This window comes from Erythrobacter litoralis, assembly GCF_001719165.1.
Taxonomy (GTDB): domain Bacteria; phylum Pseudomonadota; class Alphaproteobacteria; order Sphingomonadales; family Sphingomonadaceae; genus Erythrobacter; species Erythrobacter litoralis.
Genome location: NZ_CP017057.1, coordinates 2264971 through 2287485, shown reverse-complemented (window position 1 = coordinate 2287485; position 22515 = coordinate 2264971). Strand labels below are relative to the sequence as shown.

The window sequence follows — 22515 nt, the reverse complement described above, 5'->3', positions numbered from 1 at the left end:
TGTCGGCAGAAGTGATGGAACCGGCCGGTTAAGATCGAAGCGGAGGCCCTGCGGGGGAAAATACGGGGCCTTTGCGGATCGGCAGGCGCGGGTGGGAAGCAATGCCGATGCAAGGTGCGCGAACGCGCCCGGCGGGCGTAAGGGCCTGTGCCATCCCGCCTTTTCGACCGGTCGCAAAAAAGCAAAAAGCGCTGCCGCTTTACCGGCCTCTAACCTTTCGCGGTTAATCCCCGGCAGCGTGAGCGACCAGGCACACTCCCCCTCCCAGCCGGCGATTCCCGGACTGACGGCTGCGGCCGTGCTTGGCCTGTCGGGCCGGGGCGGGGCGGAGTGGGCGCGGCTGCGGGGTCTGCAATATTCGGCGCTCGCCGGACTCACCTTCCTGCGCTCCTATGCCCATGCCCTGTTCGCGGTGTTCGTGGCCGTGCTCTACCGCGACAGCGTCTCCTTCGCCTGGATCGCGCTGTGGATGGCGGCGCTCGCCTGGGTGCATTTGCGCGGAGCTGCCTTCGACCGCTCGCTCGGCGATGTCGCGCACCGCCGGATCACCACCCGCGAATTCTACCGCCAGACCATCACCCCGGCGCTGTCGGGCCTGCTGTGGGCGGCCGCCGTGGTCGGTTTCGGCCCGCAAGGGACGAGCGGCGAGTTCGGCGCGATGCTCTATATCCTCGCGATCCTGATCGCGGGCGGTGTGTTCTTCAACACCGCCGCCCCGCTCGGCGTGGTCGTCTTCTCGCTCATCGTCGGCACCGGCACGACCATCGCCCTCGCGATTGCCGGGGAATTCCTCACCATGACGGTCTCGATCGTATTCACCATCGTGTCGATCATCGGCGCGATCGAGACCGGGCGGCATTACCTCACGGCGCGCCTTGCCGAAACCGCGATCGCGGAAAAGGAGGAGGTCGTCTCGCTGCTGCTGCGCGAATTCGAGGAGAACGAGGCCGACTGGCTGTGGGAAGTCGACACCCAGCGCAGGCTGCGTTCGGTCTCTCCGCGCTTCGCCTTCGCGCTGGGCGCATCGCAGGCCGCGGTCACAGGCAAGCCGCTGCTCGAACTGGTCACCGGCGGGCGCTGGGGCGAGGGGCGCTTTCCCGAAAGCCTCCACGAACTCGCCGATAAGCTCAAGAACCGCGAGAATTTCTCGGCGCTGCTGGTCGAGGTCAGGATCAACGGGGAAAAGCGCTGGTGGGAGCTTTCGGGCACGCCGATGCGCGACGAGCGCGGTCGCTTCGACGGCTTTCGCGGGGTCGGCTCGGACGTCACCGAACAGCGCCAGTCCTCCGAGAAGATCGCCTATCTCGCGCGCTACGACACGCTTACCCAGCTGCCCAACCGCCTCCAGCTGACCGAGGCATTGGGCGAAGCATTGCGCGATGCCGAGAAATGGCGCTCGCGCTGCGCGCTGCTGATGGTCGATCTCGACCGGTTCAAGGCGGTCAACGATTCGCTCGGCCACATGACCGGGGACAAGCTGCTCGCGCAGGTTTCCTCGCGCCTCCAGGTCCTGATGAACGACGATCTGATGTGCGGCAGGCTGGGCGGCGACGAATTCGCCATCGTGATCCGCGATGCAAGCGAGAGCGAACGGGTCTGCGAAGTCGCGCGGCAGGTGATCGAGGCGCTGTCGGAGCCCTACCAGGTCGAACAGCACACGCTTTATGTCGGGGCGAGCGTCGGTTCGGCGATCGGTCCGCGCGACGGCAAGACGGTCGAGGAGCTGATGCGCAATGCCGACCTCGCGCTCTATCAGGCGAAGGATATCGGCGGGGGCGAACATTGCCGCTTCGAACCGGTCCTCCACGCATCGGCCGAGGAGCGGCGCCAGCTCGAAGATTCCCTGCGCAAGGCATTGGGGCTCGACGAATTCGTGCTCCATTACCAGCCGGTGGTCGATGCGCGCAGCGAGAACGTCGTCAGCTTCGAGGCGCTGGTGCGCTGGAATTCCTCCGAGCACGGTTTCGTCAGCCCGGGCAAGTTCATCCCCCTTGCCGAGGATACGCGCCTGATCGTGCCAATCGGCAAATGGGTCCTGCGCCAGGCCTGCATGGAAGCGCGCGAATGGCCCGAAGAGGTCAAGGTCAATGTCAACGTTTCGCCCGAACAGCTGCTGGAACCCGATTTCCACCAGGACGTGGTCGATGCGCTCGCCGCGAGCGGGCTCAGGCCCGAACGGCTCGAGGTCGAGGTGACCGAGAGCATCTTCCTGCGCGATGCGAGCATCGCCCGCAACGCGCTCGAACAGGTCATGGCGCTGGGCTGCTCGGTTGCACTGGACGATTTCGGGACCGGCTATTCGTCGCTGGGCTACCTCAGGAAGCTGAAGTTCTCGACGATCAAGGTGGATCGCACCTTCGTCCAGGGCGCGGCGCAGGGGGCCAATGAAAGCCCTCGCGATCATCAATGCAGTGGTCGCGATGCGAAAAGCCTCGACATGACCACCACGGCCGAGGGTGTCGAGACCGCCGAAGAGGCCGCGATGATCCGCAATCTGGGCTGCGACAAGATCCAGGGCTTCTATTTCGGCCGTCCGATGTCGAACGAGGAAGCCCGCCTCCTGTTCCGGACCCGGCGCCGGATCAGCGCCTAGGCCCTTGCGCACCTAAGCCTGCGCCTGCGAATCAGGGTCAGGCCGAGGCGAGTGCGCCGATCAGGTTCTCGAAGAATCGCCGCCCGTCCGGCCCGCCGAGCGAGGGGTGGCTCACCGGTTCGATCGCGCGTTCGGGATGCGGCATCATGCCAAGCACGCGGCCATTGGCGCTCAGCACGCCTGCAATGTCGCGGCGCGATCCGTTGCAGGTTTCGCCATAGCGCAAGGCGACGCGGCCTTCGCCCTCCAGCCGGTCGAGCGTGGCATCGTCGGCGAAGTAATTGCCGTCGTGGTGGGCGACGGGGATGCGGATCGTCTCGCCAGCCTCGAATCCGTGGGTGAAGATACTGTCGGTGTTTTCGACCGTCAGCGGGACGGTGCGGCAGATGAAGGTCTGGTTCGCATTGCGCATCAGCGCACCCGGCAGCAGGCCCGCTTCGGTCAGGACCTGAAAGCCGTTGCACACGCCGAGGACCGGCACGCCGCGTTCTGCTGCATCGATGACGGCGCGCAGGATCGGGCTTTTCGCCGCCATCGCGCCCGAACGCAGGTAATCGCCATAGGAAAAGCCGCCCGGAAGCGCGATCAGGTCGAGCCGCTCGGGCAGGCTCGCCTCGCCGTGCCAGATGCGGATCGCGGGTTCGCCGGAGACCTTCTCCAGCGCCACCGCCATGTCCCGGTCGCAGTTCGAGCCGGGGAAGGTGACGACCCCTGCGCGAAAGCCCATCAGCCCTGCTCCCCTGCACGTTCGATGACGTAATCCTCGATCACCATGTTGGCGAGGAGCTGTTCGCACATCTTCGCCAGCGTCTCGTCGGTGGTGCCGTCGGCGACTTCGAGTTCGATCATCCGGCCCACGCGCACGTCCTCGATGCCCGCGAAGCCGAGCCCGTCCAGTGCGTGGTGCACGGCGCGTCCCTGCGGATCGAGCACGCCGGGCTTGAGGCGGACGAGGATGCGGATTTTCATGGGCGGTTCCTGCGAATGTGGGTCTTGCGCGGTGCGCCTATAGCGAGGCTTGGGCGTCAGGGGGAGGGGGTTCCTCGCGGCTCTCCCCGGGATCGCGCCGGGATGGGACGCGCGCCGGGATGCTGACAGATGTAACCCCTTTGCCACAGGTGATACGGGAATGACCCGGAAATGCCGCTTTTGCGTCGTTTGTGCACCGCCGCATCTCGCCAGAATCGGGCAAATCTGCCAGCCCGCGGGCGTCACGTCCCTCTCTCCGTGACAAGCAAAGGGAATTTCCACCATGTCACAGCGTATTCCTTTCGTGCGCGCCCTCTGGGCCTCCACCAGCCTTATCGCGGCCGCCGGCATCGGGTTTGCCGCGCCCGCAGCCGCGCAGGACGACGAGACCGCGCAGAGCTCCGAAGGCGAATTGCCGACGATCATCGTCACCGCCAACCGGCGCGAGGAAAGCCTGCAGGACGTGGCCGTCTCCGCCGACATCCTCGACGAACAGCGCGTCAATCTCATCTTCTCGGGCGCTGCCGACACGACCGCGCTTGCCGGCGCTGCGCCCGGCCTCAATGTTGAAAGCTCGAACGGGCGCGTCGCGCCGCGGTTCTACATTCGCGGGCTGGGCAACACCGATTTCGACCTTGCCGCCTCGCAGCCGGTTTCGGTGATCCTCGATGAAATCGTGCTCGAGAACGTGACGCTCAAGAGCTTCCCGATCTTCGATGTCCAGCGCGTCGAAGTGCTGCGCGGGCCGCAGGGCACGCTGTTCGGTCGCAACACGCCGGCGGGCATCGTCAAGATCGAAACCGTCAAGCCCGGGTTCGAGCCCGACGTCCAGGCCGGTCTCAGCTTCGGTTCGCTCGACACGGCTTCGCTGACCGGCGCGGTCGGCGGGGCGATCGTGGAGGACAAGCTGGCCTTCCGCGTCTCGACCCAGTTCCAGCGCCCGCGGCGACTGGATCGACAACGGCTTCACCGGCGAGGAGAATGCGCTCGGCGGGTTCACCGATTTCGCCATTCGCGGCCAGCTGCTGTGGACGCCGGACGAACGCAGCGAGATCCTCGCCCAGGTCAATTTCCGCGATCTCGACGGGTCATCGACCTTCTTTCGCGCGAACGTTCTGTCGCCCGGCAGCAACGAGTTGAACCAGAACTATGACCGCGACACTGTGTTCTACGATGCGGGCGGCGGCAATCCGGCCGAGTACAACCAGTTCGGCGCGACGCTCAATGCGTCCTACGAATACGATTTCGCCACCCTCACCTCGATCACCAGCTACTGGACCAGCGAAGGCTTCAGCCGCGGCGATATCGACGGGGGCAATCTCGTGACGGGGCCGGGCTTCATCCCGTTCCCCTCCGACACGCAGGATTCGATCGATCTCGAACAGCTGACCCACGAAGTGCGCCTCGCCTCGAACGGCGACGGGCCTCTGTCCTGGCAGGTCGGCGGGTTCATCTTCGACAGCGATTTCGACGTGACGACCGTCGGCTTCACCTTTCCGCCGCCCGTCACCGTCAATCACACCAACACCGCCTGGGCGGTCTTCGGGCAGGCGAGCTACGAACTGACGGAGGCGCTGCGCGTGACCGCAGGGCTGCGCTACACCGACGACGAGAAGGACTTCTTCGTGCGCTCGGGCGCGCCGCTCCAGCCGGTCAGCGTGCAGGACGACAACATCGACTGGGACGTCAGCATCTTCGCCGACGTGACCGACACGACCAGCGTCTATGCCCGCGTCGCCAATGCGTTTCGCGCGCCGACCATCCAGGGCCGCGACGTCGCCTTCTTCGCCGCGCCTTCGGTCGCGCAGTCGGAGAACATCACCAGCTACGAGGCGGGCTTCAAGAGCGAGTTCGCCGACCGCAAGGTGCGGATCAACGGTTCGGCCTTCTACTACACGGTCGAGGACCCGCAGTTCACCGCCGTCGGCGGGGCGGGCAATCTCGTCCAGCTGATCAATGCGAATGAAGGCGAGGCCTGGGGCTTTGAATTCGACACCGCGTTCCAGCCGACCCCGAACATCACGCTGACGCTAGGGCTCGCCTATAACGACACGCAGATCAACGACGACAGCCTTGCCGTGGGCGTGTGCGCGCAATGCACCGTGCTCGACCCGCTCAATGCGAACGGCTTTGCGCTGGTGGACGGCAATCCATTCCCTAACGCACCCGAATGGAGCGGCGATTTCACCGCGCGCTATGGCGTTCCGGTGGGCAATTCGGGCGAATTCTTCATCTTCACCGACTGGATCTATCTCGGCGAGACGAACTTCTTCCTCTACGAAAGCGCCGAATTCAACGCCGACAGCCGGATCGAGGGCGGCCTTCGCATCGGCTATTCGGGCGGCGACGGCCAGTGGGAAGTCGCCCTGTTCGCGCGCAACATCACAAATGAGGACAACATCCTCGGCGCGGTCGACTTCAACAACCTTACCGCTTTCGTGAACGATCCGCGGGTGGTTGGCGTTTCCTTCGGGGTCGATTACTAAGGCGCCACAACGACACGGTTCCGGGCGTATCAAGCCCGGACCACTTCCAGAATGGGGGCGGGCAAGAGGCGACTTGCCGGCCCTTTTTTTGTGCTGCCCTTTCTGGTGGCGGCCTTGGCAGGCCCTGCCGGCGGTCAATCGCCCCTGGGCAGGACGAGGATTTCGACCGCGCCTGCCGGATCGAGCCAGCGCTCGGCCGCCGCCGCGATCTCCTGCGCGCCGATCCGCCCGAGCCGTTCGGGCACGGCAAGCCAGCGGTCGATCCGCTCGGGCTCGCTCTGGACGCGCCGCACGAGGTTCATCCAGCCGGTCAGCGTCTTGAGCGCGTTCTGGTAATCCTCGAGCAGCGGCCGCTTGGCCCGCTCGATCGTGTCGGCATCGATCTTTCCGGCTCGGAAATCCTCGACCACGCCGACAATCGCCGCGCGCGCAATGTCGACCGATGCGACATCTAGCGCGGCCTGGACCTGGAAAGTGCCGTAACCTTCATAGGTCCGGCTGGGTGAGGAGCTGGCGCCCGGCGAATAGGCCTCGCCCAGTTCCTCGCGCAGGCTATCGGTGAGCGCGATCCGAACCGCGCGGGCGAGCACCGCGAGGCGGAGCGCTTCCTCGTGGTCGGAATCGTCGGTGGTCGGCCATGTCAGGCGCACGAGCGCCTGGTCCGCCTCGCCCGCATGGGTCAGCACGCGCGGGCTCCGGTCTCTGGTGAAGGTCCGCTTGCGCGCCTCGGTCCGCTCGCGGAATGACGCCTCGCGCCGTGGCAGCGCGCCGAGCGTCGCCGCGACCGCTGCGATCGCCTCGTCCTCCTCGATATCGCCGACGATCGCGACCTCGATCGCCCCGCGTTCGAACCGGTCCGCGAGGACATCGAGCAGCTGGGCGAAATCCTTCGCCAGATAGGCCTCCTGCGGCTGCAGCGTGAAGCGCGGGTCGCCGTCCGACAGGATTCCGCCGATCGCGGTCCCCAGCGCACGCCCCGGAGTGGCGTCGAGACTGGCGAAATAGTTCTCGACCGAGCGGGCATAGCGCTCCTCGCCCTCGGGCCGGTAGCCAGGATCGGTCAGCAGCGCGGCGGCGAGCTGCAATTGCAGTTCGAGATCGCGCGGCGTCGTCCCTCCGGTGACGACGAAGCTGTCGCTCGCCGACGACACACCGAAGCTCACCGTGCGCCCGGCAAGGATCGTCGCGAGCTCGTCCTGGCTGTGCGCGCCGAGCCCGCGCCGGCCAGTGCGACGACCATGGCGGTGGCGAGCGGGTCCTCGACCGTCTCGAGCAATTGCCCGCCATCCACGGCGATGCGCACCTGCAGCCGGTCCTTGCGGATATCGGTGCGCCTGAGATTGAGCCGCACGCCGTTGTCGAAGGCAACGAGGCGGATGCCGAGCCGTTCGTCCACCCGGTCCTCGACCACGTTTCCGGGCTCGCCGAAATCCCCGTAGGCGAAGGCCAGCGCGCCGGCCTCGTCCGGCGGAGCGATGGGGAGCGCCATCGCCTCGGCAAAGGCGCCGCGCAGCGCGTCCTCTCCGCCTGAGGGGGCCGTGCGGCCCTCGACGCGGATCAGCGGCTCTTCGAGCGGGGCGGCATCCTCGATCAATGCGTCATGGACCGTCTCGGGCGTGATTCGCGCGGCGAGTTTCTCGAACAGAGCGAGCCGGAATTCAGGTTCGGTCGGGATCGTGCCGTCGTCGACCAGCCGCAGCGCGCCGCTGACATAGGCGGCATGGGTGCGCGTTTCAGCTGCGGGCTCGGCCATTCCAAGATCGAGAACACCGTCCGGTATCTTGGTGTCGATATAGAGGATGCGCTCACTCTCGCGGAGAAGACTGAGATTTGATCGTCATTGCCGCCGGCCTTCCAGAGGTCGGCGGCAAGCTCAAGCAACCGAATGTCCGCATTGAGGAGCGCTCAGATTAGCCCTCGATGTCTTGTCGTGGGTGGTGAACCGACCTTGTGTCAGATAGAAACTAATCGATCTAACTGATGCCGATTTCTAGACTCAAAGGAGTTTAGCTTGATCGATTTTGTGCTGTTTCTCGGTGCAGCGTTATCGCCTTCATTCACATACGCGAACGAAGAGCGGGGCAACTATGAGGCCGACGTCTTTCGAGTTGATCAGGACGGAGGGCCTCAAGCGACAGTCGAAGATCTCATCCGAGAAGAGCCTGACACATCCGATCGCGAGGTCTTATCGATTCAACCCGGACCGGATGACGACAAAATCACAATCACCCTTCTGAACGGCAATGACGGTCAAGTTAAGACAGCATACTTCTACCGGATGGACCTTCCGCGCGAAGAGAATAGCTGGATATGCGCCTCCTGTCGGTCAGGTTTTAGGAGTATAACAGTCCAATGGGTCGGTCTGCTAGCGGGGGGCAGACAGAGCGCTCCAAACGGCTCAGAATGGGTGGAATTCGGAACGGCGGCTTTGGGCTCAAACCATCTGAAATCGAATTCATTCCACTGTGCGACGCTAATACGATGTCGTCGCACGGAGGATGATCTCAGCCAGCACGGCGCAGGAAGGCGGTAAACTTGCCCCCCTCCACCTTATTCGGAGCGTCACGAAAGCCCGCAGCCGTCATCTCTAGCCCGGCCCCTCGTAGGCGATCACGCAATGCGTCTCCTCGCACTTCTCCTTTGGCGCCCTTCATTGCATCAGGCACCACGCGGCCTTCGACACGGCACAAAGTAGCTGCGCAATGGACCTGGACCGAGCGGACGCCATCGACGAGAGTGAAAAACGCCAAGGCGCGCAGTTCGGCGGGAGCCGCCCAATCACTGTCACGCGTTTCTGCGTCGAAACGAGTTTGAAAAGGATCTAGCGCAGATACACCGCGCGAAACGCTCGCTTCCGATCCTACTGGTTCGGAAATTTCCTGAGTCGAAGTAGAAGCATTCTGCACGCCCACGACGGCGAGAGCGATGCAGCAACAGTGATGAACATGATGATGAGACTCCTTGGTTGTTGGCGAGCCATTATGGCTGCGCCAGGCGTCTCCGGCTCTGCATCAGGCATCGCGACGCTCGAAACCCCAGTTTCCTTGTCCCAATTTTCTTGTGCAGCCAGATGGCGGGCCAGTTCGCGGCTGCTGGCGGCACCCGTTTTGCGGCGCGCCTCGCGCAGCCTTTCGTTGACTGCGTTTACTGACAGGTTGAGCTCCGTCGCGATGGATTTCGCAGTATGACCCTCAGCCAACATTGCCAGCACTTCGCGCTCAGATGGGCTGATCGGGGGCGATGAATCTGATTTTGGCGACGGCATAAAGCAATCATTGCCGCTAGATGCGACCGGTGCAAGGGTCGATGAAACACTGAGCTTTCGGTGCCGCCCTGGTTTTGATCTAGCAGTTGAACAGCCTTCACTTTTGAAAAGTTTTGTATGTCACCTTGGCCATTTGCGGCATCCGAAATGGGGTCGGTTTGAGAATTTCGGCTTCTGGCGAACAACCCGTTGAAGCTGTCCGGCAGGTTTCAGGATCGGGGCGGCTGCCCGCTCATGACCGCTCATGGGTAGTGAGCGGACATCTCTCACCGGCTAGTGGACTGCATTTTCCGTTTGCTCCAAACATTGACAGGCCACGGATCCAAGAAGGGGGAAGCCATCATGTTGAGACGTTGCCTGAAAGCTTTATGTATCGCGCCGCTTTATCTGGCTTTGGCCGCGTGCTGGATCTCGCAAGAGCCGATACTTAACGACAGCAACGCCTCAGATATTCCTTTTGAGGGAACCTTTGCGAGCGGGGACAATCCGCAAGAGGTGGCGACCATCTCCAAAGGCGCAGGTATGGCCTACGAGATCGGGGCGGACGGCAGGTCCGAAAGCTTTTATTTCATGGAAGTCAGCCCGGAATGGTTCGTCTTCCAGTTCTCCGACCCAGTGAAGGAAGAAAAAGAGATACGCTATGGCTCTGAGGAAGGGCAAAAAGGGAAACGTAAACCGACCGGAATTTCAGGCTATCAGTTCATTCGCTGGCGTGATGGCAGGATCGAGACAATCGAACCGGTGTGCACCAAAGAGGTCGCGGCGGTTGAAGGCGTAAAGGGAGATGAGAAAGTCTGTTCCTTCGAAACATTCGAGCAGCTCAAAGGGAGCGCCAAGATATTTGCAGCAGCAGTGGATGCGGGCGAAATTCAAGCGAAAGTCGATAAGGTTCTTGTATCGGTGGCCAACTGAGCTTCGCAGCGCGCATGGCGTCAGCTCCGTTGCCCGTCCGCCAAGGGGTCGTTTGCGGTCAGTCCGCTTCGATTTTCGTTAGCGGTCGGTCCGCTTTTGGGCTGGCAGAACCTTAGAGCAGACGAAACTTGTTCATCGCGTCGCTGATGCGCGAAGGGACCCTTAGGATGCAAGTGGCGGACCGCTTCATGGTGTATATTGCGGTGGCGGATTGGATGAGCGTCCTCTAGCTCGTCTTTCAAGATTGGAGTTCCCTGTGACCAGCTTCACTCAGACTGCCTGGCAGGCCAATCTGCCGCTCTTCGAAACCACCCGCGACATGCCTTTTAACCGCGAGCTTGCCGAAGGCGTGCTACCGCCGGAGAAGTTTCGGCACTACATCATCCAGGATGCGCATTACCTCGAAGGCTTCGCGCGCAGCTTGGCGTTCGTAGCCGCGAAAGGCTGGGATGCGGATCATATCGTTCAGTTCGCCAAGGCAGCCGAAGTGACGATTATCGTCGAGCGCGAGCTGCATGCCGACTATTTCGAGCGGTTCGGCGTATCCCCGCAAGACTTTGCGTCCGCTGAGCTCAGCCAAGTCTGCAATCACTATGTGAGCTATCTTCAGGCAACCTGCGCGCAGGCGCCGTTCGAAGTGGGGCTAGCCGCGCTCCTACCTTGCTTCTGGATTTACCGCGAAGTGGGCAGAGCGATTCACGAAAGCGCCGCTACAAATAACTCCTACAGCGCCTGGATCGAAACCTATGCGGGCGAAGACTTCTCAGAAGCCGTCGATGCGGTCATTGCGACGCTCGACAGCGTGGCCGCCCGATGCTCTGCGCGCAGTATCGAGAGGATGCACCTGGCCTATCGCCGTTCAGCTCAGCTCGAATGGATGTTCTGGGACAGCGCAGACCGATTGGAGAGCTGGCCGCTTTGATGCGCGAAGCGCTCAAGGTCTTGTTGATCGAGGCGGCGCGCTCGGGCCGAACGCTAATCTATGCCGAGGTAGCGAAATCACTTCAGCTTCAGCCGCCGCATACGATTCACAAGACCGCGCTTCTGATCGAAGACCTAATGCGCAGCCAAGCTGCCGGCAGTGAATCGCAGCTTGCAAGTTTTGTGGTGTCGAAAGCGCGAGCCGGATTGCCCGCGCCAGGCTTCTTCATTGTGACCCGGGAGCTTGGGCTCTATGACGGCGCGGATGAGGGAGCCGAGGCATACGCCTTTGTAGAAGCGGAACGCAAACGTTGCCTTGAGCAGTTCTAATCGGTCGAGAGAGGCTTCCGCCTTGCCCAAGACGACAAGAGACTCCGCCAATCTGGCTTGACAGCGTTTAGGCTTTTCTTCAGCTTTTGTCAGGGATCGAATCCGGAGTTGCATTGCCGCAGCCTTACCCTGCGACCAAGGCTATTACGCTATGCTTTAAGATTCAGCGCGCTGGCGAGAAACGGTACAAGCGCGCAACCATCTTGAAGCAGCGAGCCAAGCCTTCAGTAGATTGGCATGATGTAATTCTGTTGTTGCATCCCGGCGAAAAACTGGGAGACTGCCCGTGTCATTTCAAATCGAAACCACAGAGGTCAATCCCCCCGACTGGACCAGTAGTCTGACTTATCAAAGCAAGGCTACCTCGAGACCGACGCCCGGCGATTTGCGCGAACTTGCCTGGAAAGCGCGGCAGCGTAACCGTAGCCTCGGCGTCACCGGCATGTTGCTTTACGACAAGGGGCGGTTCTTTCAGACACTCGAAGGTCCGCCAAAAAGTCTGAGCGTGCTGTGGCAGTCGATCAACGAGGATCGACGTCACAGCCATATCGAGATACTGAGCGAGCACATCGTTCCCGCCCAACTCTTTGGTGGCTGGGATTTGCTCAGCTATCATGCCGACGAGGAACCTTTTCACAAAGTCGATAAGATCAAGCCACAGCACGGGCTAACCTCGCAGGTGCCCGCTCTTATGGAACTGGTGCTCAACGGCGATGATCTTGGCATCAATGCCTTTGTCGCTTCTGCGGCCGAGCAAGGGTGGTCTGGCGATGCAATCATTACCCATCTAATCGAGCCAACCGCTCGGGCGCTCGGAGATGCTTGGCTGTCGGACGACTGTTCCGAAGTCGATCTGACGATTGGGCTGAGCATGCTCCAACTCGCTGGCCATGCCGTTAGGCACGCTCCAACCCCGCAATCGCTCAGGCAGCGACGATACAGCATCATGCTGGCGACGGCTCCTGGAGAGCCGCATGCGCTTGGTACCTCGCTCCTGGCGGACCTCTTCACGGATGCAGGTTGGCACGTTGACATGGCGTTTCCCGACAGCGACCAGGCGCTCGCCAACCAGCTCGCCTCACAAAAGCCAGACGCGCTTGATATCGGACTGTCTGATGCTCTGCCGCGCCAGCAGAAGCTCAAATTACTGCGCCAGACGGTTGAACGCAGCCGGTTTGCATCGCCCGATCACTTAACAGTCGTGTCGGTAGGAGGGCGACTATTCGCCGACGCAGCGGCCACCGCCGAGAGTGTGGGCGCAGATCACGCGCGAAAAAACTGCTTCCGGCTCAACTATCCGGATCGCCGAATTGATTCGGCAGAAACGACAGCTACCTCGTTAACGAGAGAGAATTTTCGCTGCGCGTACGCAGACCTTATGCATGTTCGATACGCTATGAGGGGTGCCCGCCTTGCGGCGATGGGTCTCGTATGGTCTCGCGCAGTAACTTTGAATAGTCTGAGACTGGGCCGTTTCCCGACTGCGGGTCCCGGATCAGATCGCGAGCGTCTCCTCGTCGCCTTCGCCGAGCGCGATGATGCGCCCCTCCTTCACGAAGAACTTGCCGAGCGAAGTCTCGAACATGATCGGTCGGACGGCGCGAACGCCGTCGCCCTCCCACCAGCGAAAGTCGCCCTCCCACCAGCGAAAGTAGATGCCAAGCATGACGCTGTCGCCCGCGCGATCGTGCGTTTGCGGCAATTGAAGCTCCAGCTTTCGCCGTCAATCGCGAGCGCGCTGGCCGCGAGGCGCTCAAGCCGCGTGAGGCCCGCCATGGTGTTCTTGAAATACAGCGTCGCTTCGGTCGGACAGAGCGAGAGGATCCGCTCCTCGGACCCTGAATTGGTGAAGCGGAAATCGTAGCGATGCCAGAGGCTATTTTGCGCATCGCGCCGCACCCGGTCGACGAACTCGACGGTCACGTCCGGCACCGAAGCCGAAACGGGCGACAACGCGAGTGCTGCAGCACCGACTATTCCGAAGACCATCATCCTGCCTCCTCATGCCTGTGGCTGAACAGCCTGCCAAAAGCACCTTAATCCCGGCTGAATTCGGATCCTGACAGAATGCAGTCGCGGCGGAGCAACCCGCCGCCTGAAAAGATCAAAGCGTTAAGGATAGGCCCGGTATAATAACCCAAGCCGACCCCGAGAGCGGACATCACTTGGTTGTATAAGAGCTATGAGCGAAGGCCCTTGCTCTGCCACCTGAAAACTGGACCATTTCTGGTTAGAGTTTTCTGCCGTAGGTTTCCTTGGCTGGGTGAGGAGTTGCGGCATGAAGGCATCGAAGTTCACGGACGCCCAGAAGGCGTTCGTCGTAAAAACAGGGCGAGGAAGGAACGCCTGTGGCGGAGATCTGCCGCAAGGCAGGGATTAGCCAGGCGACCTACTTCAACTGGAAGAAGAAATACGCGGGGCTGATGCCGTCTGAGATGCGCAGACTGCGTGAGCTGGAGGATGAGAACAGTCGGCTGAAGAAGATCGTCGCCGATCTGACGCTTGATCGCGAGATGCTGCAGGATGTTATCAAGCGAAAGCTCTGAGGCCGGATCGCAAGCGCGAGATTATCGACGCGGTTCGGCAGGACTGGCAGGTTACGATCCGCAGGGCATGTTCGGCTTTGCATTTTGATCGTTCGACCTACCACTACCAGTCCCGCCGGACCGATCCGGCCTTTCTGAAGAAGCGCATCAAGGAGATCTGCGAGACGCACGTCCGCTATGGCTACCGGCGGGTCTATTACATCCTTCGCCGCGACGGTTGGGTCGTGAACATGAAGAAGGTCTATCGGCTTTACAGGGAGTTGGGCCTGCAGCTGCGCAACAAAACGCCAAGTGACGGGTCAAAGCGAAGCTGCGCGAGGACCGTGCTCCTGCCATCCGGCCGAACGATGTATGGGCGATGGACTTCGTGCACGACCAGCTGGCAACGGGTCGCAAGTTGCGCATCCTGACGGTGGTCGACACCTACTCCCGACTATCGCCGGTGGTCGATCCTCGGTTCAGCTATCGTGGCGAAGACGTCGTCGCGACGCTGGACCGGGCGTGCCGAAAGATCGGTTATCCCAAGACGATCAGGGTGGACAATGGCAGCGAGTTCATCTCGAGGACATGGATCTGTGGGCTTACCAGCGCGGTGTGATCCTCGACTTCTCCCGCCCTGGCAAGCCGACAGACAATGCGTTCATCGAGGCGTTCAACAGCAAGCTGCGCAGCGAATGCCTGAACGCGCACTGGTTCCTGAACCTGCAAGACGCTTGCGAAAAGCTGGAGGCGTGGCGTAGACACTACAACGAAGAGCGACCGCTCAGCGCGATCGGGAATATACCCCCGATCATGCTGGCAAACTCAGCCGGTGAGACCGGCCCGCCGGACCTGAGCAAGGCGGAAAACTCCAGACCCGAGTGGTCCAACGTTGGGTAGCAGTGCAAACGGCCCAAGGCTCTACTCCTAGCTGGTAGAAACTTCGGGCTCAGACCACCTCCTATTCTGTGTTTGTTCCGTACGAGACTGCGAAAATCGAAAAAACTATATTGTCAGAGGGTAGGGCGGGAAGCTGGGATTCGCATGAAAAAACGGAAGATCTTTTCTGTCTCACAACAAGCCCGGCCTCGCATCGCGCAGGCGGTAGAAGATTCCGCTTTCGTCATATCCTGTCAGTTCGAGCACTCCGCTGACCACAAACACCTTGCGTTCGTCGGTAGGGAAGGGCGTGCTCGCGATCACCTCGACGAACTGGTTGGGCGCCGCGTGGAAATGGAACGGGCAGCCGGGCGGATAGCCGAGCAGGACGAAGCGCTTCTGGGTCCGCTGAGCATCGAGCGGCATCATCCAGCCGGCGACCTTGATCCGCTTGCCCGCCAGCGCGCGCACCTGCTTGGTGAAGCGGGCCTCGAAAGGATGTAGCCCTCATCGTCGAGCCGGGTGATCTCCTCGGTCGCCTCGAGCACTTTCCACGAGACGCCGCCCCTGGGCGTGCGCGCGGGCTGCCAAACGTCTTCGATCACGGGCCCGGTCTTTGGATCGGGCGCCTGGGCGCTCGTGACCGGGCGAGGCTGAACGTCGCCATTGCGGCGAGGATGACCAGCGCGATGCGATGCATGATGTCCTCCAGTCGGTCGCCTTGATCCATGGGTGTCAGCTCCGTGCGAGGATGCGCGCGGCATCCACGCGGTAGATGCGCAGCGCCGGAATCAGCGCTGCGAGCGCGCCGAGGCCCAGCACCGCCGCCACCAGCAGCAATTCCTCCGGCAGGGGGTGCCACGCGGCAAGCCCCAGGTTGCCCAGTGTCGCGAAATTCGCCCGCGCCGCCGCGATGAGGCAATGCGCCGCGAACCATCCGAGCGCCGCGCCGAGAACAGCCGTGACCACGCCTTCGAGAAGCACCGTGGCGAAGACCTGCATCCGGCTCGCCCCCATGACGCGCAGCAGGGCGAGGTCGCCCTCGCGGCTGCGGACCATGTTGAGGAGCGCGACGAAGATTGCGAGCCCGCCGGTCACCGCGAGCAGCCAGCCCAGCACCCGCACGCCTTCGAGGCTCGCGCCGAGCAGGTCGAGCAGGCGGGCCGTCTCGCTCGCCGGGACGGCGGCCTGCATCGCGGTCTGCCGGTTGACCAGCGCGGGAATGCGAAGCGCGCCCGCGGCGTTGCGGTAGGTGACGAGAAGCGCGGTGAGTTCGGCTTCCGGCGCGCGGGAAGTCATGGTGAGGGCGCTGCGCCTGCCCGGCTGGTCCGGTGCCCCGGCATCCCCTGCGGCGCTTTCATGATCGTGCGCGTGTTCGCTCTCCGGTCGGCCGTGCGCGATGCCGTGAACGTCCCATACGCTTTCATAGGGCGTCAGGACGAGCCGATCGACCACCGTGCCGGTCGGGACGAGCACGCCGACGGTTTCGAACGGGGCATGGCCGTGGCCCTGTTCCGCGTCCTGTTCGTCGGCAAGGCCGTGGCTGGAGACGAAGGCCTGTCCAGGCCCCGCTCCGGTCGCCCGCGCGACTTCCGATCCGAGGACGGCTTCCATCGGTTCATCGAAGGTGCTGCCGCTGGCCAGTTCTGCCCCGTAAAGCGCCATGAACGAGTCGTCCGTCCCGACGATCCGGTAGCCTGCGAAATTGTCGCCCAGCGCGATCGGGACCGCGCGCTCCACTGCCGGGTCGCGGCGCAGCAAGTCGAGGCTGTCCAGCGGGATGTTGCCGGTCGGCCGGTCGATATGGAACACGGCTGACAGGATCAGCTGGAGCGGCGACCCCTTGGCTCCAACGACGAGGTCGATCCCGCGCGCATCGCGCTCGAGCCGCTCACCCGCCTGGTGGCCGAATTGCAGCAGCAGGACGAGCAGCGCGACCGAAATTGCGAGCAGGGCCACGTTGAGCGCGCTCGTCAGCGGGCGGTCCTTGAGATAGGCGATCGCGAGCGAGATCATGCCGTGATCCGCCCTTCCTCTATCCTGCCGCGCTCGATCCGCAGCACCTTCTCGAAATGCGGCAGCAGCCGCTCGTCATGGGTCGCGATGAGAAGGCTCGCATGCGAGGCTTTGGCGGCATCGAGCAGCAGCCCTGCGACCCTGTGCGCATTGTCGCGGTCGAGCGCCGAGGTCGGCTCGTCCGCTATCAGCAGCTTCGGGCGCACAACCAGCGCGCGCGCGATCGCGGCCCGCTGCGCCTCGCCCTGGCTGAGCGCGAAGGGCCGGGCATGGGCGCGGTCGGCAATGCCGAGTTCGCGCAGCACGCTGTCGACAAGGGCGGGGTCGCGCCTTCCGGTCTGAAGCTTCTGGGCGAGCAGCAGATTGCCGCGCACGCTGAGCGCGGAGACGAGGCGCAGGGTCTGGAAGATGATCCCCATGTGCCGCTGCCGAACCCGGTCCGCGGCGGCGGCGGAGCGTGCAGGCGCGATCGCCTCTTCGCCCAGTTTCACCTCGCCCCGGTCCGGCGATTGCAGGCCGCAGACGATGTTGAGAAGGCTCGACTTGCCGGACCCCGACGCGCCGAGCAGCAGCGTGCGCGAACCCGGTGCGAGGTCGAAGGACACCTGTTCCAGCACCGGTCGGCCGTCATAGGAAAGGGCGACATCGCGGACGCAAAGGGTGGTCATGTTCGGTCGGCCGGTCTGGACGGGGCTAAGGTCGGTGGGGCTGCCGGGACGTCATGCCCGGCCGCGTTCGCGCAGGTTCAGCCAATGCGCGAGAATGAGAAGGCTGGCTCCGCCCGCGGTCATCGCCTGTTCCTGCCACTGCACCGCAACGAAAAGCGCGCCCGTCATGGCGCCAAGGGCAAAGAGGAGGAGCGGGCCTAGCCACCGGACGACGAGCGCCCGCGGACCGAGCACGCCGCCGCTTACCAGCACGACCGGCACCAGCAGTGCGGCATGGAACCACTCGGCCTGCGCCAGGGTGCCCAATGCGCTCGACGCGAGGACAGGAAGGAGCGCGAGCGCGACAGGGAGGGCAAGGCAATGGACGAGGCAGAGCCCGGAAAGGGCGATGCCGAAGCGATCGAACAGCGGGCTCGGGGCGGCGGGTTTCATGGCTCTCTTGCATATGGGTGAGAAGGGAACTAGGTAAATGTTACAACATCACATCTTGAACGCAAAGGCAATTGCCGTGACCGCCACGATCGCCCGAACCGCAGCTTTGGAAAGCCGTGCCCAAACCCTAGGCGCACCCTTGCGCGAAACGGGCGCCGCGATATCCACCGCTGCCGGGATACTCGGCGCGATCAGCGACGATGACTGCAATCTCGCCATCTGGCAGCGCAACTTGTTGATCGACTGGAGCGCGCTGATCGAAGGGAGCCCCCGGGATATCCGCTTCGACGCCTCGCGCGCCGACCTTGCGGCGCGTTTCGCTGCGGCGCTCGCCAGCCATGGATTCGGGGGACGCAATCTTCATCGTGCGCTTTGCTATGATGTCGCGCTTCTGGCCGAACGCTTCTGCGCGGTCATGGAAATCGAGGAACTGGAATTGCGGCTCGAAGTCGTGACGACCGATTCCTGCCGCAAGTTCCATGCCGATTACGTCGCCGCGCGGATGATCACGACCTATGTCGGGCCGGGCACGCAATGGCTCACGCGCGCAGACGCCGCGCGCGTGCGCGCCGGCAAAGAACCGCGCGCGATCAACCGGCTCGAACCCGGCGATGTCGGCATCTTCAAGGGCAAGCTTGCGACCGATCATCCGGCGATCCACCGCTCTCCCCCGATCGCGAGCGCCAGCGGCCCTCGACTGCTTCTGGTGCTCAACCGCACGGATCGCGGCTGAGAGCAAGGCGGATTGCCGGCGCTCGGGACCGCCTCACACGGCGAGCGCAGCAAGCGGCGGTTCGACGAATACCTTGCCGAACAGGCGCGCGGCCATGTCGCGCTGGGCGCTGGAAAGCGGTTCGCCCCCCGTGTGCAGCCGGATCCGGGCCAGCGCTGTCCGTGCCGTCCCCTCCAGCTGCAGACCGTCCTGCGCGATCGCTTCGATCATGCCGGGCGCAAGGACGAGATCGTCGATTTCGAGCGCGATCGCCTCGTGCACCGTCTCTGCCGCGCTCTCCGCGTTCCCCGCGCGCAGATAGATCGTCTGGCGGTTGCACAGGCCGAGCAGCAGGTCGACCACGAAGCCTGCATCGTGGTGCGTGCAGACCCGCGTCATCCGCGCGCCGCCGGAGGGCGTGGAAAGTTCGCATGAGAGGCGCGCAAGGGTGCTTTCGATGGCCCGACCGGCGAACGGATGAAGCCTTTCTGCATGCGGGGAAGCAGGCAGGAACAATCCGAGCAGCGCCTCGTCCGCCGAATGGAGCCCGGCGAGGCTTGCGGGGAGGCGGTCGCAATGGCGTTCGGTGCCGCCGCGCTCGTCGCACAGCATGATACCGGCCCGGCCGATGACCGGTTCGCCCGCCAGTTCCCGGCGCAGAGCGGCGAAACGATCGCAGGCGAGGTGAAGATAGACGAAGCCGCCTATGGCGCAGGCCACGAAATCGATCGCCGCCTGAAAGCTCCCGCGCGGGGCGCAGCACAGCACGTCGCCGAGGCCAAGGCCGCTTTCGCGCAGCTCGAAGGCGGGCGAACGGCCCTGACGAAACCTTTGGCAAGCGAAGCATGACGCGCCGGTGCCGTGCACCGCCCGGGCGCGGTCAGGCGGCGCGGGCGAGATCTTCCTTCTCGCGGTAGAGCTCGACGATCTGCGCTTCGAGATTGGCGATCGTCTCGTCTTTCTGCGCGATCAGGCCTTCGCCGCGATGGAGCTCCTCCTTCTCGCGGTAGAGTTCGACGATCTGGGCTTCGAGATTGCACATCGTCTCGCGCATGGCGGCGGTTTCGGCGCCGTCGGCGGCTGCGGCCTGCTTTTCCTCGTACAGCGCAACCAGCTGCTGTTCGAGACTTTCGAGCGCTTCCTCCACCTGGGACGATCCTGTCAGTTGGGGGGACATGGGTGCACTCTCCTTTCGTTGGACATTTTCGCAATGTCGGCAGAAGTGATGGAACCGGCCGGTTAAGATCGAAGCGGAGGCCCTGCGGGGGAAAATACGGGGCCTTTGCGGATCGGCAGGCGCGGGTGGGAAGCAATGCCGATGCAAGGTGCGCGAACGCGCCCGGCGGGCGTAAGGGCCTGTGCCATCCCGCCTTTTCGACCGGTCGCAAAAAAGCAAAAAGCGCTGCCGCTTTACCGGCCTCTAACCTTTCGCGGTTAATCCCCGGCAGCGTGAGCGACCAGGCACACTCCCCCTCCCAGCCGGCGATTCCCGGACTGACGGCTGCGGCCGTGCTTGGCCTGTCGGGCCGGGGCGGGGCGGAGTGGGCGCGGCTGCGGGGTCTGCAATATTCGGCGCTCGCCGGACTCACCTTCCTGCGCTCCTATGCCCATGCCCTGTTCGCGGTGTTCGTGGCCGTGCTCTACCGCGACAGCGTCTCCTTCGCCTGGATCGCGCTGTGGATGGCGGCGCTCGCCTGGGTGCATTTGCGCGGAGCTGCCTTCGACCGCTCGCTCGGCGATGTCGCGCACCGCCGGATCACCACCCGCGAATTCTACCGCCAGACCATCACCCCGGCGCTGTCGGGCCTGCTGTGGGCGGCCGCCGTGGTCGGTTTCGGCCCGCAAGGGACGAGCGGCGAGTTCGGCGCGATGCTCTATATCCTCGCGATCCTGATCGCGGGCGGTGTGTTCTTCAACACCGCCGCCCCGCTCGGCGTGGTCGTCTTCTCGCTCATCGTCGGCACCGGCACGACCATCGCCCTCGCGATTGCCGGGGAATTCCTCACCATGACGGTCTCGATCGTATTCACCATCGTGTCGATCATCGGCGCGATCGAGACCGGGCGGCATTACCTCACGGCGCGCCTTGCCGAAACCGCGATCGCGGAAAAGGAGGAGGTCGTCTCGCTGCTGCTGCGCGAATTCGAGGAGAACGAGGCCGACTGGCTGTGGGAAGTCGACACCCAGCGCAGGCTGCGTTCGGTCTCTCCGCGCTTCGCCTTCGCGCTGGGCGCATCGCAGGCCGCGGTCACAGGCAAGCCGCTGCTCGAACTGGTCACCGGCGGGCGCTGGGGCGAGGGGCGCTTTCCCGAAAGCCTCCACGAACTCGCCGATAAGCTCAAGAACCGCGAGAATTTCTCGGCGCTGCTGGTCGAGGTCAGGATCAACGGGGAAAAGCGCTGGTGGGAGCTTTCGGGCACGCCGATGCGCGACGAGCGCGGTCGCTTCGACGGCTTTCGCGGGGTCGGCTCGGACGTCACCGAACAGCGCCAGTCCTCCGAGAAGATCGCCTATCTCGCGCGCTACGACACGCTTACCCAGCTGCCCAACCGCCTCCAGCTGACCGAGGCATTGGGCGAAGCATTGCGCGATGCCGAGAAATGGCGCTCGCGCTGCGCGCTGCTGATGGTCGATCTCGACCGGTTCAAGGCGGTCAACGATTCGCTCGGCCACATGACCGGGGACAAGCTGCTCGCGCAGGTTTCCTCGCGCCTCCAGGTCCTGATGAACGACGATCTGATGTGCGGCAGGCTGGGCGGCGACGAATTCGCCATCGTGATCCGCGATGCAAGCGAGAGCGAACGGGTCTGCGAAGTCGCGCGGCAGGTGATCGAGGCGCTGTCGGAGCCCTACCAGGTCGAACAGCACACGCTTTATGTCGGGGCGAGCGTCGGTTCGGCGATCGGTCCGCGCGACGGCAAGACGGTCGAGGAGCTGATGCGCAATGCCGACCTCGCGCTCTATCAGGCGAAGGATATCGGCGGGGGCGAACATTGCCGCTTCGAACCGGTCCTCCACGCATCGGCCGAGGAGCGGCGCCAGCTCGAAGATTCCCTGCGCAAGGCATTGGGGCTCGACGAATTCGTGCTCCATTACCAGCCGGTGGTCGATGCGCGCAGCGAGAACGTCGTCAGCTTCGAGGCGCTGGTGCGCTGGAATTCCTCCGAGCACGGTTTCGTCAGCCCGGGCAAGTTCATCCCCCTTGCCGAGGATACGCGCCTGATCGTGCCAATCGGCAAATGGGTCCTGCGCCAGGCCTGCATGGAAGCGCGCGAATGGCCCGAAGAGGTCAAGGTCAATGTCAACGTTTCGCCCGAACAGCTGCTGGAACCCGATTTCCACCAGGACGTGGTCGATGCGCTCGCCGCGAGCGGGCTCAGGCCCGAACGGCTCGAGGTCGAGGTGACCGAGAGCATCTTCCTGCGCGATGCGAGCATCGCCCGCAACGCGCTCGAACAGGTCATGGCGCTGGGCTGCTCGGTTGCACTGGACGATTTCGGGACCGGCTATTCGTCGCTGGGCTACCTCAGGAAGCTGAAGTTCTCGACGATCAAGGTGGATCGCACCTTCGTCCAGGGCGCGGCGCAGGGGGCCAATGAAAGCCTCGCGATCATCAATGCAGTGGTCGCGATGGCGAAAAGCCTCGACATGACCACCACGGCCGAGGGTGTCGAGACCGCCGAAGAGGCCGCGATGATCCGCAATCTGGGCTGCGACAAGATCCAGGGCTTCTATTTCGGCCGTCCGATGTCGAACGAGGAAGCCCGCCTCCTGTTCCGGACCCGGCGCCGGATCAGCGCCTAGGCC

Annotated in this window: 20 protein-coding genes and 1 pseudogene; 10 read left to right on the top strand and 11 right to left on the bottom strand. The window is 63.5% G+C overall.

Translation table 11 applies throughout. The features are described from left to right. Window positions 1–238: 238 nt before the first annotated feature. Complete coding sequence (locus Ga0102493_RS10925) at window positions 239–2593, top strand: putative bifunctional diguanylate cyclase/phosphodiesterase (RefSeq protein ID WP_069297517.1); 2355 nt, start codon at window positions 239–241, stop codon at window positions 2591–2593. A gap of 37 nt (window positions 2594–2630) precedes the next feature. Here the strand turns inward: Ga0102493_RS10925 and purQ are convergent, their stop codons facing one another. Together purQ and purS are read right to left on the bottom strand one after the other, a co-directional pair. After that, the gene (gene purQ / locus Ga0102493_RS10920; protein WP_034900580.1) at window positions 2631–3320 is read right to left on the bottom strand and encodes a phosphoribosylformylglycinamidine synthase subunit PurQ; all 690 of its coding nucleotides are present in this window, start codon (window positions 3318–3320) and stop codon (window positions 2631–2633) included. After that, complete coding sequence (gene purS / locus Ga0102493_RS10915; RefSeq protein WP_034900581.1) at window positions 3320–3562, bottom strand: phosphoribosylformylglycinamidine synthase subunit PurS; 243 nt, start codon at window positions 3560–3562, stop codon at window positions 3320–3322. Before purS ends, purQ begins: the two co-directional genes overlap by 1 nt. Window positions 3563–3845: 283 nt before the next feature. On the opposite strand from purS, the gene Ga0102493_RS16425 reads away from it, so the two are divergent. Together Ga0102493_RS16425 and Ga0102493_RS16420 are read left to right on the top strand one after the other, a co-directional pair. Then, window positions 3846–4715: a TonB-dependent receptor plug domain-containing protein gene (locus Ga0102493_RS16425; RefSeq protein ID WP_236922208.1), complete on the top strand. Its 870-nt coding sequence runs from the start codon at window positions 3846–3848 to the stop codon at window positions 4713–4715. Beyond that, a complete protein-coding gene (locus Ga0102493_RS16420; protein ID WP_335661087.1) occupies window positions 4615–6048 on the top strand; it encodes a TonB-dependent receptor in 1434 nt (477 codons plus the stop codon). Before Ga0102493_RS16425 ends, Ga0102493_RS16420 begins: the two co-directional genes overlap by 101 nt. A 134-nt stretch (window positions 6049–6182) precedes the next feature. Here Ga0102493_RS16420 and Ga0102493_RS10905 read toward each other — a convergent pair whose 3' ends face one another. The 3 genes from Ga0102493_RS10905 to Ga0102493_RS15770 all read right to left on the bottom strand — a co-directional run bounded on the left by Ga0102493_RS10905 (window position 6183) and on the right by Ga0102493_RS15770 (window position 9313). Then, window positions 6183–7211: a M16 family metallopeptidase gene (locus tag Ga0102493_RS10905; RefSeq protein WP_069297516.1), complete on the bottom strand. Its 1029-nt coding sequence runs from the start codon at window positions 7209–7211 to the stop codon at window positions 6183–6185. Continuing rightward, on the bottom strand, window positions 7208–7801 hold the full coding sequence (locus Ga0102493_RS15950) for a hypothetical protein (protein WP_069297515.1): 594 nt from the start codon (window positions 7799–7801) through the stop codon (window positions 7208–7210). The genes Ga0102493_RS10905 and Ga0102493_RS15950 overlap by 4 nt, the downstream gene beginning before the upstream one ends. A 1107-nt stretch (window positions 7802–8908) precedes the next feature. Then, window positions 8909–9313 (bottom strand): helix-turn-helix domain-containing protein, encoded by a 405-nt coding sequence (locus tag Ga0102493_RS15770; protein ID WP_083228523.1) that lies wholly within the window; start codon window positions 9311–9313, stop codon window positions 8909–8911. A gap of 342 nt (window positions 9314–9655) precedes the next feature. Between Ga0102493_RS15770 and Ga0102493_RS10895 the strand changes: the two genes are divergently transcribed. The 5 genes and pseudogenes from Ga0102493_RS10895 to Ga0102493_RS10865 all read left to right on the top strand — a co-directional run bounded on the left by Ga0102493_RS10895 (window position 9656) and on the right by Ga0102493_RS10865 (window position 14901). Next, window positions 9656–10225 (top strand): hypothetical protein, encoded by a 570-nt coding sequence (locus Ga0102493_RS10895; RefSeq protein ID WP_034900566.1) that lies wholly within the window; start codon window positions 9656–9658, stop codon window positions 10223–10225. Between the two features lie 256 nt (window positions 10226–10481). Continuing rightward, entirely contained in the window at window positions 10482–11147 is a 666-nt protein-coding gene (tenA, locus tag Ga0102493_RS10890) for a thiaminase II (protein ID WP_034900567.1), read from the top strand. Beyond that, window positions 11147–11476, top strand: a complete 330-nt coding sequence (locus Ga0102493_RS10885) for a hypothetical protein (protein ID WP_034900569.1) — start codon at window positions 11147–11149, stop codon at window positions 11474–11476. The genes tenA and Ga0102493_RS10885 overlap by 1 nt, the downstream gene beginning before the upstream one ends. Window positions 11477–11762: 286 nt before the next feature. Then, window positions 11763–13340 (top strand): BLUF domain-containing protein, encoded by a 1578-nt coding sequence (locus Ga0102493_RS15765; RefSeq protein WP_161490058.1) that lies wholly within the window; start codon window positions 11763–11765, stop codon window positions 13338–13340. A gap of 414 nt (window positions 13341–13754) precedes the next feature. Then, window positions 13755–14901: pseudogene (locus Ga0102493_RS10865) on the top strand (IS3 family transposase). Window positions 14902–15072: 171 nt separating this feature from the next. Here Ga0102493_RS10865 and Ga0102493_RS16415 read toward each other — a convergent pair. The 4 genes from Ga0102493_RS16415 to Ga0102493_RS10845 all read right to left on the bottom strand — a co-directional run bounded on the left by Ga0102493_RS16415 (window position 15073) and on the right by Ga0102493_RS10845 (window position 17996). Continuing rightward, on the bottom strand, window positions 15073–15351 hold the full coding sequence (locus Ga0102493_RS16415) for a DUF3299 domain-containing protein (protein WP_236922206.1): 279 nt from the start codon (window positions 15349–15351) through the stop codon (window positions 15073–15075). Between the two features lie 264 nt (window positions 15352–15615). Then, window positions 15616–16896, bottom strand: a complete 1281-nt coding sequence (locus tag Ga0102493_RS10855) for an ABC transporter permease (RefSeq protein WP_034900573.1) — start codon at window positions 16894–16896, stop codon at window positions 15616–15618. Beyond that, window positions 16893–17564 carry an ABC transporter ATP-binding protein gene (locus Ga0102493_RS10850; protein WP_034900575.1) on the bottom strand — a complete coding sequence of 224 codons (672 nt, stop codon included), beginning with the start codon at window positions 17562–17564 and terminating at the stop codon, window positions 16893–16895. The genes Ga0102493_RS10855 and Ga0102493_RS10850 overlap by 4 nt, the downstream gene beginning before the upstream one ends. Before the next feature lie 51 nt (window positions 17565–17615). Then, window positions 17616–17996, bottom strand: a complete 381-nt coding sequence (locus Ga0102493_RS10845) for a MerC domain-containing protein (RefSeq protein ID WP_051697463.1) — start codon at window positions 17994–17996, stop codon at window positions 17616–17618. A 139-nt stretch (window positions 17997–18135) separates the two neighbouring features. Between Ga0102493_RS10845 and Ga0102493_RS10840 the strand changes: the two genes are divergently transcribed. Continuing rightward, entirely contained in the window at window positions 18136–18729 is a 594-nt protein-coding gene (locus Ga0102493_RS10840) for a DUF1826 domain-containing protein (protein ID WP_051697466.1), read from the top strand. A 33-nt stretch (window positions 18730–18762) separates the two neighbouring features. Here the strand turns inward: Ga0102493_RS10840 and Ga0102493_RS10835 are convergent, their stop codons facing one another. After that, entirely contained in the window at window positions 18763–19575 is an 813-nt protein-coding gene (locus Ga0102493_RS10835; protein ID WP_034900576.1) for an acyl-CoA synthetase family protein, read from the bottom strand. Between the two features lie 13 nt (window positions 19576–19588). After that, window positions 19589–19885: a hypothetical protein gene (locus Ga0102493_RS10830; protein WP_150132457.1), complete on the bottom strand. Its 297-nt coding sequence runs from the start codon at window positions 19883–19885 to the stop codon at window positions 19589–19591. Window positions 19886–20157: 272 nt separating this feature from the next. On the opposite strand from Ga0102493_RS10830, the gene Ga0102493_RS10825 reads away from it, so the two are divergent. Then, window positions 20158–22512, top strand: coding sequence for a putative bifunctional diguanylate cyclase/phosphodiesterase (locus tag Ga0102493_RS10825; protein WP_051697467.1), 2355 nt, complete (start codon window positions 20158–20160; stop codon window positions 22510–22512). Window positions 22513–22515 lie beyond the last annotated feature (3 nt).

Coding starts and splice junctions, on each gene's coding strand:
- Ga0102493_RS15770 (WP_083228523.1), bottom strand. CDS start 9,313: ATGCCGTCGCCAAAATCAGATTCATCGCCCCCGATCAGCCCATCTGAG.
- Ga0102493_RS10855 (WP_034900573.1), bottom strand. CDS start 16,896: ATGATCTCGCTCGCGATCGCCTATCTCAAGGACCGCCCGCTGACGAGC.
- Ga0102493_RS15950 (WP_069297515.1), bottom strand. CDS start 7,801: ATGGCCGAGCCCGCAGCTGAAACGCGCACCCATGCCGCCTATGTCAGC.
- Ga0102493_RS16425 (WP_236922208.1), top strand. CDS start 3,846: ATGTCACAGCGTATTCCTTTCGTGCGCGCCCTCTGGGCCTCCACCAGC.
- purQ (WP_034900580.1), bottom strand. CDS start 3,320: ATGGGCTTTCGCGCAGGGGTCGTCACCTTCCCCGGCTCGAACTGCGAC.
- Ga0102493_RS10830 (WP_150132457.1), bottom strand. CDS start 19,885: ATGTCCCCCCAACTGACAGGATCGTCCCAGGTGGAGGAAGCGCTCGAA.
- Ga0102493_RS10895 (WP_034900566.1), top strand. CDS start 9,656: ATGTTGAGACGTTGCCTGAAAGCTTTATGTATCGCGCCGCTTTATCTG.
- Ga0102493_RS10885 (WP_034900569.1), top strand. CDS start 11,147: ATGCGCGAAGCGCTCAAGGTCTTGTTGATCGAGGCGGCGCGCTCGGGC.
- Ga0102493_RS10845 (WP_051697463.1), bottom strand. CDS start 17,996: ATGAAACCCGCCGCCCCGAGCCCGCTGTTCGATCGCTTCGGCATCGCC.
- purS (WP_034900581.1), bottom strand. CDS start 3,562: ATGAAAATCCGCATCCTCGTCCGCCTCAAGCCCGGCGTGCTCGATCCG.
- Ga0102493_RS10850 (WP_034900575.1), bottom strand. CDS start 17,564: ATGACCACCCTTTGCGTCCGCGATGTCGCCCTTTCCTATGACGGCCGA.